This is a genomic window from Streptomyces sp. NPDC050287 (assembly GCF_044459385.1).
Taxonomy (GTDB): Bacteria; Actinomycetota; Actinomycetes; order Streptomycetales; family Streptomycetaceae; genus Streptomyces.
Window position 1 is genome coordinate 654,484 of record NZ_JBITIY010000006.1, and the last position, 12,733, is coordinate 667,216.

A 12,733-nucleotide genomic window follows, 5' to 3' on the forward strand; every position below is an offset into this window, starting at 1 on the left:
GGACAGGCTCATGGAGCAGGAGCAGGTCGTCCAGGTCCGCAGCACCGCCGTCGGCCCTGCCTTGGGTACGACCTTCGGCAGTGGCTACCTGATCGCGCCCCGGCTCGTCCTGACCGCCGCGCATCTGCTGCCACCGGACGAACACGGCGACATCACGGTGTCCCTCCCGGACTCCACCGCACGGTTCCCGGCCGAGGTGCGGTGGCGACGGTACGACGAGGCCGTGGACGCCGCCCTGTTGGAGATTCCCGTGGCTGCCCGGGACTGGCCGACGCCGCCAACCCTGCGCGGCGCCCCGTACCGCCACCCTCAACGCTGGGGCCGGTGCGTGACGGGCGGCACCGAACTGCGGGCCACCGCCACCGGGTTCCCCCGGCAGGAGCGAACCACGGGCCGGCGGAACCAGACGGCGCTGGCCGGCCGGGTCAGGCCGCACGGTGGCGCGACCTTCGAGATCCTCGACGACATCGGGCTGTTGGAGGCCGACGTCTCGGGGCTCGACGCCGAGACCGCCGCGAGGACCACCGCCTGGTCCGGGATGTCGGGCGCGGCCGTCTTCCTGCTCGGCGAGAAGCTGCTGCTGGGCCTGGTACGAGCGGACCGCCGGCCGCGTCAGGGCACCCGGCTGACGTACACCCGCAGCGACGACCTGCTGGCCTGTGCCGACTTCCGGGCGGTCGTCCGCGCGGCGACCGGCGTCGACCCGCAGCTCGAAGCGGCCGAGTTCACCGGCCTGCTGGAGCCCGCGCCGCCCAGACGGGACCTGCTGTCCCCCATCGCGCTGCTCCGGGCCGACGCCGAGGTCGTCTCGTTCCACGGCAGGCAGGACACACTCGCCGACCTGGAGGAGTGGTGCCGGACGGATCCGTACGGTCCCCTCGCCGTCCGGGTGCTCACCGCTCCGGGCGGGCAGGGCAAGACCCGGCTGGCGCGGCAGCTGATGGCGCGGATGCGGGACCAGGGCTGGGTGGTCGGGCAGCTGTCCCACGAGCCCCGCGACCTGCACGCCCTGCGCGCGGTGCAGTATCCGTTGCTGCTGGTCATCGACTACGCCGAGACCCGGCCCGAGTTGGTCAAAGAACTGCGGAAGCAGACCCGCGAGGCCCGGCATCCGGTGCGCCTGCTGCTGCTCGCCCGCTCGCTCGGCTCCTGGCAGACCCGGGCGACCGGTGCCCTGCCCGAGACCCGGCTGCACGCGCTCAGCCCCGGCGCGGCCGACCGGGAGGACGCGTTCCGGACGGCGGTGCGGGACATCTCCCGCCACCTGGCGGACATGACCGACGGGACGGACGTCGACTGGCCCGCTCTCGCCGACGCCCTGACGGCCGCCCGCCCCGCGGCGGTACCTGGGGCGCAGACGGCACTGACGGTGCAGATGGAGGCGCTGGCCGCGCTGCTGCGCCGGGTCCGGCCACCCCAGCGGGACGTAAGGACGCTGGAGGACGAACTCCTGGACCACGAGCGGACGTACTGGCAGGAGACCTCCGACGGCTGGGGCATGGGGCCGCGGGGAAACAAGCTCCTCGAACCGGCGGTGGCGGCGGCCGTGCTGTGTCCCGCGCAGGACGAACACGAGGCCCGGGCGACCATCGAACGGCTGCTGCCCGGTGAACTGCCGGGAAACATCACGGACATCACCGCCTGGCTGCGCGACCTGTATCCGCCGCCCGAGGGCCGCTACTGGGGCGGCCTGGAGCCGGACCGGCTGGCGGAGTACCACGCCTCGCAGCAGATCGTCGCCGACCGGGGGCTGCTCGGGAGACTGTTCGGCCGGGCCCCGGACCACCAGCGGGTGCAGACCCTCACCGTGCTGGCCCGGTCTGCCGTGGCGCACGCCAACCAGGGCCGTGCGGCCATGGCGCACACCGTCATCGACCTGCTGCGCGAGGCGCTGCGCTCCGTCCCCGGCCACGCACCGCTGACCGCTGCCGTGCTGCGCGCGCACTCGGACGCACTGCCGGAGCAGTCCCACGTGCTGCGCGACCACGCGCTCGATGTCGCCCGCGAACTGAGCCGGCTGTGCCATGCCACGGGAGACGCCCCGCAGGCACGGCGCGACCGGGCCTGGGCGCTGCACAACCTGGCCGAGCGGCACCAGGCGGTGGGCGACTGGGAGGACGCCCGTCAGGCCGCCGCCGCGGCCGCGGCGCTCCGCGAGGACCTGGCGCGCGACGGAGCGCTGACGCTCCGCACGGAGTGGGCCGACTCGCTGCTGGTGCTGTCGGACGCCTGCCGCATGACCGGGCGTCTGATGGAGGCGTACGACGCCGGCGATCAGGCATTGAGCCTCTTCCGCGCGCTGGCGGAGGAGGACGGCGAGGAGGGGGAGAAGCGCGAGCGCGGACTGGTGCGGGCACTCGTCAACCAGTCCCAGGCGGTCTGGCAGCTCGACCCGAGCGCGATCGCCTTCGACCAGATCACCCGGTCCGACGATCACACCGAGGAAGCCGTCCGGCGCGCCCGGGCACTGGTCTTACGGCACCCCGAACTGGACCCGCTGCTGCTGGTCAGGGCGCTGACGGAGCGCGGCACGAACCTCTGGCGGCTCAAGCGGCATCCGGAGGCGCTGGCACTGGGCGAGGAGGCGGTCAAGGCCTCTCGCCGGCTGGCGGAGGAGAACCCCGACGCGTACACCGCCGATCTCGCGCGCGCGTTGATGGGTCTCGCCGTCGACTACAGCGCCGCCTCGCGGCCCCGCGGCGATGCGATGGCGCTGGAACGGGAAGCGATCGAACTGCTGCGCCCGCTGGCCGGGGAACTTCCCGCGGTCCACCGCTCCACCCTGGCGCAGACACTGCACAACCTCGCCCTGGGCCACTCCCAGGAAGGGGACGACGCGGCGGCGCGGGAGTCCGTCCGGGAGGCCATCGAGCACCGCAGGGCCCTGGCACGCGACCCGCACGGCATCGCGGTGCCCGGCCTGGCCCATTCGGTCAGCGTGCTCGCCGGCTTCCATGAGCGCACCGGCGACGACGCGGCAGCGGCGGCGGGCTTCGAAGAAGCCCTCGAGATCTACGCGCGCGCCCCACTGCCGCTCAACGCGAGCAACCTGAACGCTCAGTCCGGAACCGCTCTGGATCTCGCCCGCGCCTACGACGCACTCGGCCGCCCGGCAGAGGCGGCGGCTCCCCTGCGCCAGGCCCTCGCCATCCGGCGACGCCTCAGCGAGTACGCCCCGAGCCTCTACGCGGAGGGGTACACGACCAGCCTCCACGACGGCTCCTACCTGTACTGGAAGCACGGCCGTCCGGTCGCGGAGCGCATCCTGCTGCGCCAGGCCCTGCCTCACCACCGTCGCATGTCCCGCGACAGCGAGGAGGGGCGCGAGTGGCTGGCCATCTGCCTGCACGACCTCGGCACCAGCTACGCGAGAACCTCGGTGACGGCCCACCGGGCGGTTCCCGTACTTCGCGAGGCGTATGAGCTGCGTGTGGAGCTGGCTGCCGGGGATCCGCGGCACAAGGCGGGCCTGGCCGACACCTGCACGGAACTGGCAGGAGTGTTCCTGCAGACGAGCCGCTTCCGCGACTGCCTCCCGGTCGCGGAACACTCGGTACGGCTTCGCCGCGAACTGCTCGCCGCGGACCCTGACGGCCAGGAGCCCCACTGTTACGCCCTGCTGCAGCTGGCCGAGGCGCAGGCGATGGCGGGGCACGCCGTCGCGGCCTGGCGCACCGTACTCGATGCCGAGCGGTCCTGCCGGGCGCTGACCGATCGTCCCGGCCGGTCACCGGAGGAGAACGCCTTCCTCCTCCATCGGCTGGCCCGCGCGTTGAGCCTGTGCGGCCGGCACGACTTCCGCCGGGCCGTCCGGGCCGTGGAACCGGCCCGGACGGCCACCCGCATCTGCCGGGACCTGGTGGATCAGGACCCGCACCAGGCCCAGGCCCAGGCCAACCTGAGAGCGGCCCTCACCCTGCTCACCAGGGTTCTGGACAGCATCGGCCGCCACGACGAGGCCGTCGAGGCACAAGTGAGCAGAGGAGCACGACGTCCATGACAGCACCGCGTGAAGAAGAGCAGGGCGAGTCGCTCGACGACATCCGGCGCGACGAGGAGGAGGCCGCCCGCCCGGCAGAGCTCTTCTACGGGAACGTCAATGAATTCGTCACCGAGCGGCTCATCTACTTCGTTCCCTGTCCCGCTCCTGGCTCCGGGCGGGTCTGGTGCTCGGAGTGGTACCGGCATGCCGCGGCGCTGTCCCGGCTGGACTCGGTCTGGCGGGCCTGGGAACACCTGCGCCTCGACCCTGCCATGGGCATGTCGAACTGGTGGCTCTACCACGCGGACCCACATCTTCGTGCCTTGATGGACCCGGTCACCGGGCCGTTCGGCAACTGCGTGGACGGCCACCAGAGCATGGAGCCACTGCCGGTCCACACCCCACCGGACGGGCTGTTCACGGACCAGCGCGGGCAACTGGGCGTGAACGACCCGTTCGCCCTCGACTGAGCCGTCTTCGAGCGGGGCGAAGCCCGATCCGAGAGGCGGCGGGAGTCGGCTGCTGGGCGGGAGGGCTCGTCGCCGGCCGGGACCCGCACCGTACAAGGTCGCGCACGCCGGCGCGCGTCAGACCGTTGCGGACGTCGCCCGGTCGGCACGGCGCAGGCGGAGCATGGCCTTGACGGTGCGCGGTCGCCAGGCGGTGAGGGCGGGAGAGCGGGCGCCCCTCCGTCGCGCTGTGCGCGGGAGGGGCGCCCTTGGTAGCAGTGCCGCGAGCCGTGGCCGAAGCGGCTCGCGTCTAGATCTGCCGGTCCCCTTGCCAGGTGACGGACGTCAGCGCTGCCAGACCACCGTGGGCCAGGCCCTTGTAGACCACCTTGCGGGACGGGCCCAGCTCGTGCGCGACCCGTTTCGCCAACTCCTCCCCTTCGTGGAACAGCCGCTCCCACTCGGCGTCGTACTTGCCGTCCTCGCGGTCGCGCAGGTCCAGGTTCAGCGTGGTGTCGATGGTCTTCGCCCACGTGTACAGATCGGCGACGAGGCCGTCGGACAGGGCCAGCGCGGCGGCCGGGTCATCCGGGAAGAAGTCCCCGAATCCCTCCGAGCGCAGCGGACCGAAGCGGTACTCACCTTCCACCGTGATGTCGACCGGGTGGGGTGGTGTGCCGTGGCTGTCGCGCTCCCAGTGGAGGCGGTCACAGCCCCAGCACACCCACTTCGCCGTCCGATGCCGCTCGTCCCAGTAGCGCACCACCCAGGACGGCCCCAGATGCCGGGCCAGGCGCTGGGCGAGAACCAGACCCTGCCCGACGTGCCTGCGCAGGTCCGGACGGGAGGTGGAACCCGCCGTCGGGCGGGACAGCGCCCAGGAGCGCAGCGCGTGCGCCAGATCGGCCGGGAGGACCAGCCGGTCATCGTCCAGCGGCACGTTACGGGTGAAGGCGCCGAGGTCCTCGGACCAGGCATCCTCCGCCTCGTACAGGGGGGACGGCTCGCCCCGGTCCTGCACGAGCAGGTGGCGCGGCTCTTCGAAGGTCATACCGGGTTGGCTCCGATCACGTATCCGTTGTCGCCCACGCTAACGGCCAGCCGCTGGGTCCTGCCGTTGAAAGTGACCTCGTAGACCGGCCTTCCGGCCCCCTGCGTGCCGACCCGGGTGCCCTCCGTCAGGGTCTTCTTCACGAGGGCGGGGATGTCCTCCACCCGGATGCCCGCGGTCGCGAACTCCCCGGCGTGCCGGAAGACGATGTGGATCAGGCCCGCGTTGACGTTGCCCTTCTCGAGCCAGGCGAGGGGCACGCCGGGCTTGGCGTATTCGGCGACCCAGAGCGTGTCCGCCTTGTTGAACTTCACGCCGGCGTCCTGGAGCTTGGCCAGCAGCTTGGGGTCGAGGGAGCCACGGGCGATCTTGGCCCGTTCCGCCACGGCTTTGGCGATCCGCAGCCCCATGCCCGCCGCGCTGGTGGCGTCCCCGACCTCGAGGGCGCCCTTCTCCCCGTAGATCTTCTTCAGGTCGGCGAGTACCTGCGCGGCGTTCTCACCGGTCTTGACGGCCTCGTCGACCCGTGTGGCGAGCTTGATGCCCTCGGCGATCTTCTCGAAGACCCTGCCCGGTACGACCATCGCGGCGGCCCAGGCGCAACTGGACCCCTCGCCGTGGTAACAGCGGGCGGCGTCACCCAGCACGAGCTCGTACAGGATCGCGCCGGCCTTGTCCCCGAAGAGGTTCTGCCAGCCGAGCCGAGTGATGTCCCCGAAGCTGAAGTGGTGGGTCCAGTTGTTCTTCTGGTCCTTGAACGTCTCCGTGGTGAGGAAGACCGTGTCCGGCTTCGGGCAGCCGGACTCGGTCGCGGGGACGTCGGGGTTGGCGCAGTAGTAGTAACTGACCGTGACATCGACCTGCAGTTCGTACGTCACCGTGCATCCCTGCGGCACGTAGTCGCACGCGTTGAGCTGCTTGGCCGGTCCCGACTCGGTGACCTTGTCGATGACGTACCAGGTGTGGTCGATGCCGGTTCCGGCACCCGAGGCGACCTGCTGGTTCGCTTCCTTCCGCTCGGCTTCGTCCGCGGCCTGCTGCGCGGAGTCCGCGTACTTCTGGGCGTCCTTCGCCGCCTCCTCGGCCGCGGTGGCCTCGGCGTCGGCGCGGGTGGCCGCCGCGCGGGCGTCCGTCGCCGCCTGTTCGGCCTCCGCGGCCGCGGTGCGGGCGGCGTCGGCGTCCAGGGCGGCCTGCTCGGCGGAGGAACGGGCGTCCGCCGCGTAGCCCTCGGCACGGCCTGCGGCCTTGTCGGCGGCGTCGGCGTCCGCGGTGGCCTGGCTGTCGTACTCGATGGCGCGGGCCAGCGACTTCTGCGCGTCGGCCGCGTACTGTGCGGCCTCGGCGGCGTAACCCAGCGCCTCCTTCGCCGACTTGCGGGCGTCGGCCGCGAAACCCGCGGCTTCCGCGGCCAGCATGTACGCGGCCTTCGCGTCACCGGTCGCCGCGTCCGCGAGGCTCTGCGCCTGCGCGGCGTTCTTCTGAGCGTTGGCGGCGTGCGCCTCGGCGACGGCCTTCTGCTGTTCGGCGATCGTCTTCGACGACTGCCCCGTCAGGACGACCAGTCCGGCCGCCGAGTCGGTGGTGACGTACGGCGAGCCGAGCTGGATCGCGTCGTTCGCCGGAGCGGCGACCTGCTGCGCCGCGTTGCCGGCGTCCTCCCCCGCCTGGGCGGTGATGTACGCGTGACCGGCGGCGTCCGCCGCTCCCGCGACCGCCTTGGCGGCCTCGGCCTTGGACGCGTCCGCCTGCTTCTTCGCGTCGGCGGCGTTCTTCTCGGCGTCGGCGGCGAGCTCGACCGCGGTGCGGGCCGCGGCGGCCGAGGCCTGGGAGGCCTTGATGGCGTCCGCCGCCGCGCTGGTCGCGGTGCGCACGGCCGCGTCCGCCTTCAGCTTGGCGGCCTGGGCGGCGTCCGCGTCGGAACGGGCCCGCTCGGCGGCTGCCTCCGCGCGCGTCGCCGCCGCGTCCGCGTCGGCCGCGGCCCTCGTCGCCGCGTCCGCCTCGGAGCGGGCCGAACTCGCCGCCGCCTCCGCGTCGCCGGCGGCCTTGTCGGCGTCATCCGCGGCCGCGCGCGACTGAGCCGCGTCGTCGGCCGAGTCGTGGGCGTCGGCGTAGGCGTCCTTGGCGTCGGCCTTGGCACGGGCCGCGTTCGCCTTGCTCTCGGCGTCCCACGCGTCGTCCCGCTTGCCCTTGGCCCGGTCCCGGGCGGCCTCGGCGTCCTGGCGCTTGGTCCGGGCGGTGGACTCGGCGGTCTCCGCGCGGCCCTTGGCCTCGGTGGCGGTCTTCGCGTAGCCCTGGGCGTTGTCCTTGTGCTGGGCGGCCTCGGCCTGCTTGGCTGCGGCGGTCTCCTTCTCGGCCTTCGCCGTGGCCTCCTCGGCCTGAGCCGCGAGCCGTTTGGCGTGCGCGGTGGCGGCTGCGGCCTTCGCGTCGGCCTCGGCCTTCTGCGTCTCGGCGAGCTTGGTCTTCGCGAGGTCGCGGGCGGCCTTCGCGGTCCGCGCCTGTACGGCGGCCGCGTCAGCGGCGGCCTTCGCCTGCGCCCGGGCCTCGTTCGCGGCAGCGGTACGGAACGCCGCCTTCGACTGCGAGGCCTGCGTCACCGCGCGGGCGGCGATGGTCGCGCTGTCGCCCGCGGCGGCGCGGGTCGCGGCGTACGCGGTGTCACCGGCCTTGGACAGCGCCTCCAGCGCGGCCGACGCGGCCTTGGTGACCTGCGCCTTCTGCTGACCGACCAGCAGACCGCGGCCCCGGGGAGCGCCGGCCTTGTCGGCGATCGCGTACGCGGCCTGCGTGGCGGTGTCCGTGGTCGTTGCGACCGTCTTCGCGGCGGTGGCCTGGGCCTTGAGCAGGTCGAGTTGCTTCTTCGCGGTGGCCTGGGCGTCGGCGATGCCCTTCTTGGCCTTGTCGAACTCGGCCTTGTCCGGGTAGCCCAGTCTGTCGGCGCCCTGGTGGCCGGAGGGCGTGAAGTCGAACTTCTGCGGGTCGGTGCCCTTGCAGTCCCACATCCGCGCGTCACGGCTGTTCTCGTACGTCGCGAGGTCGAGGCAGTTGGCGGTGCCCGGGTTGTACAGACGCGTGGTGGCGTGGGTGTTGTACTGCCACTTCTGGGCGGCGCTCTTGCTGTTGCAGGTCAGGATCTGCAGCGCCGTACCGTTCGCGGCGCCGGAGCCCTTGATGTCCAGGCACTTGCCGGAGTTGACGTTCACCAGCGCGTCGCCGCTGATCTGCCACTTCTGCCCCGCGCCGCCGTTGCAGGTGTAGATCTGCACCGGGGTCCCGTTGTCCTTCTTGCCTCCGCCGACTTCAAGGCACTTGTCGGCGGCGCCGTGCGCGTGGATGACCATCGGGCTGTCGCCGATCCAGCCGCGGCCGCCGGCCGACCACCAGTCCTGCCAGCGGGTCAGATGGTCGGCGATCCAGGACTGGCCGAGCATCTCGCCCAGCGCCGTGGCACCGGTGGTGAGGGCCTTGGTGGCACCGGCGTTGGCATTGAGTATCTGGTTGCGCTGGGTGGCCTGGGAGGCGATCTCCTGCTGCCATTCGGCGGACGCGTCGGCGACCTGCTTGCCGAGCACCTCGTTCGGGTCGACGGGCCCGCGCCAAGCGCAGGAGGCGAACCGGGCTTTCAGGTCCTCGACGGTGATGCGGTTCTCGACGCTCCCCGGCACGGGAGCGGTCTGGGGGAAGCCGCCGAAGGTGAGGAACATACGAGCGTCGTCCGCGCTCGGGGGCCCCGGGTATGAGTTGACCAGGTTCTCCCAGGCCCGGTTCTCTTCGTACGCCTTCTCCCACTGCGGAGTGGGAAGCGTCGGATCCGGGTCGTTGCCGTAGAGCGGAGTGCCGAGGTCCTTGACGGCCTTGACCGTGGCGTCGTCGGCCTTCGGTGTCGGGTCCTCGTAGAAGTCACCCTCGGCTCTCCACCACTGGGCTCCGGACCACTGCGGCAGACCCGTCCGGCTGAAGAAGTCCTCACCGTCGTCCCCGCTGGTCCCCGGCGGCCACTCGAAGTCGGCGACGCTCTTGAACCCACCGGGAGTGGACAGTCCCGTCAGCGGCTCCTGCCAGGCGAGGTGGTGCTGATTACGCAGATCAGCTTCCTTGCTGAGGAGGTCCCTGTCCTGCTCGAACGCCTTGCTGAGCGGCGTGTCCTCCCAGTAGAACCGGTTCGCCGTCGTGCGCAGCTTCTCCGGCGTCTGGTTCAACCCGTCCTGCGCGACGCCGAACATGGTCCGGCCGCCCAGCCGCAGCACATCGGCCATCAGACACTGGTCCTGCCGTAGCTGCTCGGCGGCTTCGGCGTCGAAGCCGTCGTAACTGTCGGCCACCGGGCTGGCGTTGAGGGTCCGGTCGTCGACCGCGGCCGGCTGTCCGGAGACGGTGGCGAGCACGGCGAGCGCGAGAACCGACGGTACAAGTCGCGCGAAGTATCCCGATTTTCGCGCAGGGGGCATGAACGGCCCTGGTCTGGAACGCAAAAGAAGATCCCGTTTTCGTGATGAGGGCAACGGGGGGGGTGCTCGTACGCAGAGGTGGAGGCGCCGCGAGGCGGTCAGGACTCGGTGCGGCTCGACTGCCTCGGAGATCGCGGCAGGACTGAGTTCCCCTCCCCGTAGCGACGGTGTCCCCCCGGTCGCTGGTTGACGTGCGCGGCGGTGGAGTGGTCAGCTCCGCCCAAGGCGCGACCGAACGGTAACTAACCTGTGTGGCACGTGTGAAGGGAGTATTCGCAAACGTTTCGGAAACGTACTGAAGACGACCGCGACGGGCCAGGCCGGCGGGCCACCGGTCACCCAGGATGTGACGCCCCGTCTGAACGAGCAGCCCACGGGAACCACGGACCACCCGGTCTTCCGCATCCACACATGACATCCGCGCATGACAAAGGCCCCGCCGCTCGAAGCGACGGGGCCTGTGCCCACATGGGGTACCCGCACAGGTGCGGGCGAGTGGAGATGGCGGGAATCGAACCCGCGTCCAACGGTGCGGAATCAGGGCTTCTCCGTGTGCAGTTCGCTGTGATTTTCTCAGCCCCGGCGATCACGCGAACAAGTCGCCGACGGGCTCAGTCACTGTTTGATTTCCCTCTTCACCCCGTGACCGGGATCGAGGTTTAGTTCCCTAGCTGATGCCAGGATCCGGGTCGGGAACGAGCCCGGGCTGACACTCCCCTAGTAAGGGGCAGTCGCCTCGTTACCTAGATCAGGCAGCGAGGGCGAACTGCGTCGCCTTGGGAGAATCGCTCTTGATAGTGGCGATTATTTTTTTCGGCCTGTGGTTTACGAGATCATGGCCGCTTCCTCGACACGCTTCCCCTGCTTCGACAGCCGCTGTCGAAACCGATCATCCCCATGTTGATTTTTCAATATGCGCACACCGACCTGGGCCGGTGTTGATCCCATCGTACGTGACCAACGCAGGTTGATGCCAGCGCATTCCCGGGGGCCGGCCGGCCTCCGGACTACGCGCCCCGCTCCTTGCGCTTCGCCGCCGCGATCGCACGGTCCGACTCCCGCCGGTCCTGCTTCTCCCGCAGGGTCTGGCGCTTGTCGTACTCCTTCTTGCCTCGCGCGAGGGCGATCTCGGCCTTGGCCCGGCCGTCCTTGAAGTACAGGGCGAGAGGGACGATCGTGTGACCCGTCTCCTGGACCTTGGACTCCAGCTTGTCGATCTCCTCGCGGTGCAGGAGCAGCTTGCGCTTGCGGCGCACGGTGTGGTTGGTCCAGGTGCCCTGGCTGTACTCGGGGATGTGCGCGTTGTGCAGCCACGCCTCGTTCCCGTCGATCTGGACGAAACCGTCGGCCAGCGAGGCGCGTCCCTGGCGCAGCGACTTGACCTCGGTGCCGGTGAGCACCAGCCCTGCCTCGAAGGTGTCGATGATCGCGTAGTCGTGCCGGGCCTTCTTGTTCTGGGCGACGAGCTTGCGCTTGCCGTCCTTGGCCTTCGCGGGGCCCGAGCCCTGCTTGGGCTGCGATTCCTTCGGTACGTACATTCCCTTGCTCATAGTGCCGCCCATTTTCGCACTACGCGGGGGGTCTGCGGGAAACCGATTAACGGCTACCGGCCCAGGCCGCTGAGCACGGTCTCGGCCCGCTCCAGCACCTGCTGGTCCGCCTCCAGGTCGGGCGTGATGCCGTGGCCGTCGACGCCGCGGCCGGCGGGGGTGCGGTAGTGACCGACGGTGAGCTCGGCGACGGAGCCGTCGGGCAGCCGGCTCGGCATCTGGACGGAGCCCTTGCCGAAGGTGCGGGAGCCGACGACGACAGCGCGGCCGCGGTCCTGCAGGGCCCCGGTGAGCAGCTCGGCCGCGCTCATCGTGCCGCCGTCGACGAGCGTGACCAGGGGTCTGGTGGTGTCGCCTCCGGCCTCGGCGTGCAGGGCGCGCTGGTCGCCGTCGACGTCGTACGTGGCGACCAGGCCGCCGTCGAGGAAGGCGGAGGCGGTGGTGACGGCCTCGGTGACCAGTCCGCCGGAGTTGCCGCGCAGGTCGAGGATGATCCCGGTGCCGGCCGGGGCCTGTCGTACGGCGGTGCGCACGGTGTCACCGACGCCCTTGGTGAAGGCGGCGACCCTGATGACGGTGACGCCGTCGGCGAGGGTGCGCACGGTCACGTCGTCGGTGGACAGGAGGGCCCGGCGCAGCGTGAGGCTCCACGCGCGCGGGCCGCGTTCCAGACCGAGGCGGACGGTCGTACCGGCGGCCGCGCCGGTGGCGTCGCCGCGCAGTGCGGAGACCACCTCGGTGACGGGCCGCCCGTCGACCTTCCTCCCGTCGACGCTGCGCAGCCGGTCGCCCCGCCGGATCCCGGCGTCGGCGGCGGGCGACCCGGAGGCCACCTTGGTCACTTCGACCCGGCCGTCCCGCTCGCGCCGAGCCCACAGGCCGACGCCGGTGTACTGGCCGTCGAGGGCCTCCTGGAACTCCTGGTACTCACCCTCGGAGTAGACGGCGCCCCAGCGGTCCCCGCTGCGGCTGACCGCGCGTTCGGCGGCCTCCATGGGGGACGTGCCGTTCGCCATGGCCTTCTCGGCGGCCTTCGCAACGTCCTCGTGACGGCTCACGGAGGCGGCCGACAGGGTCGGATCCGAGGCGGGTTTCCGGGCGCGGTCGCCGGCCTGAGGGAAGGTGCCGGTCGCGGCTCCGGCGATGAGCACGCTCGCGAAGACCAATGTCAGGGCGGCCCCGCGACGGATGCGGCGGGGCTGGCACAACAGGTCTGGGCCGGACATGCCGGTGAGTCTAGGACAAGGCGAAGGGCC

6 protein-coding genes and 1 other RNA gene are annotated in these 12,733 nt (G+C 71.5%); 2 read left to right on the top strand and 5 right to left on the bottom strand.

All coding sequences use genetic code 11. The features are described 5' to 3' along the window. Positions 1-10: 10 nt before the first annotated feature. Both ACIBK3_RS24920 and ACIBK3_RS24925 read left to right on the top strand, forming a co-directional pair. A complete protein-coding gene (locus ACIBK3_RS24920; protein WP_399368823.1) occupies positions 11-4,000 on the top strand; it encodes a tetratricopeptide repeat protein in 3,990 nt (1,329 codons plus the stop codon). Beyond that, positions 3,997-4,452: a DUF4913 domain-containing protein gene (locus ACIBK3_RS24925; protein ID WP_399368825.1), complete on the top strand. Its 456-nt coding sequence runs from the start codon at positions 3,997-3,999 to the stop codon at positions 4,450-4,452. Before ACIBK3_RS24920 ends, ACIBK3_RS24925 begins: the two co-directional genes overlap by 4 nt. A 289-nt stretch (positions 4,453-4,741) precedes the next feature. Here ACIBK3_RS24925 and ACIBK3_RS24930 read toward each other — a convergent pair whose 3' ends face one another. From ACIBK3_RS24930 to ACIBK3_RS24950, 5 genes are all read right to left on the bottom strand, one after another. Further along, positions 4,742-5,482, bottom strand: coding sequence for a hypothetical protein (locus ACIBK3_RS24930; protein WP_399368827.1), 741 nt, complete (start codon positions 5,480-5,482; stop codon positions 4,742-4,744). Then, positions 5,479-9,927, bottom strand: a complete 4,449-nt coding sequence (locus ACIBK3_RS24935; RefSeq protein ID WP_399368829.1) for an RICIN domain-containing protein — start codon at positions 9,925-9,927, stop codon at positions 5,479-5,481. The genes ACIBK3_RS24930 and ACIBK3_RS24935 overlap by 4 nt, the downstream gene beginning before the upstream one ends. Positions 9,928-10,420: 493 nt before the next feature. Next, positions 10,421-10,824, bottom strand: a transfer-messenger RNA (tmRNA) gene (ssrA, locus tag ACIBK3_RS24940). A 110-nt stretch (positions 10,825-10,934) separates the two neighbouring features. Continuing rightward, positions 10,935-11,477: an SsrA-binding protein SmpB gene (smpB, locus tag ACIBK3_RS24945; protein ID WP_399368831.1), complete on the bottom strand. Its 543-nt coding sequence runs from the start codon at positions 11,475-11,477 to the stop codon at positions 10,935-10,937. A gap of 53 nt (positions 11,478-11,530) precedes the next feature. Beyond that, positions 11,531-12,703, bottom strand: a complete 1,173-nt coding sequence (locus ACIBK3_RS24950; RefSeq protein ID WP_399368833.1) for a S41 family peptidase — start codon at positions 12,701-12,703, stop codon at positions 11,531-11,533. Between the last annotated feature and the right edge of the window lie 30 nt (positions 12,704-12,733).

What these genes read in the sequence shown, in the direction of transcription:
- ACIBK3_RS24920 (WP_399368823.1), top strand. Translation starts at nt 11, where the DNA reads ATGGAGCAGGAGCAGGTCGTCCAGGTCCGCAGCACCGCCGTCGGCCCT.
- ACIBK3_RS24925 (WP_399368825.1), top strand. Translation starts at nt 3,997, where the DNA reads ATGACAGCACCGCGTGAAGAAGAGCAGGGCGAGTCGCTCGACGACATC.
- ACIBK3_RS24930 (WP_399368827.1), bottom strand. Translation starts at nt 5,482, where the DNA reads ATGACCTTCGAAGAGCCGCGCCACCTGCTCGTGCAGGACCGGGGCGAG.
- ACIBK3_RS24935 (WP_399368829.1), bottom strand. Translation starts at nt 9,927, where the DNA reads ATGCCCCCTGCGCGAAAATCGGGATACTTCGCGCGACTTGTACCGTCG.
- smpB (WP_399368831.1), bottom strand. Translation starts at nt 11,477, where the DNA reads ATGAGCAAGGGAATGTACGTACCGAAGGAATCGCAGCCCAAGCAGGGC.
- ACIBK3_RS24950 (WP_399368833.1), bottom strand. Translation starts at nt 12,703, where the DNA reads ATGTCCGGCCCAGACCTGTTGTGCCAGCCCCGCCGCATCCGTCGCGGG.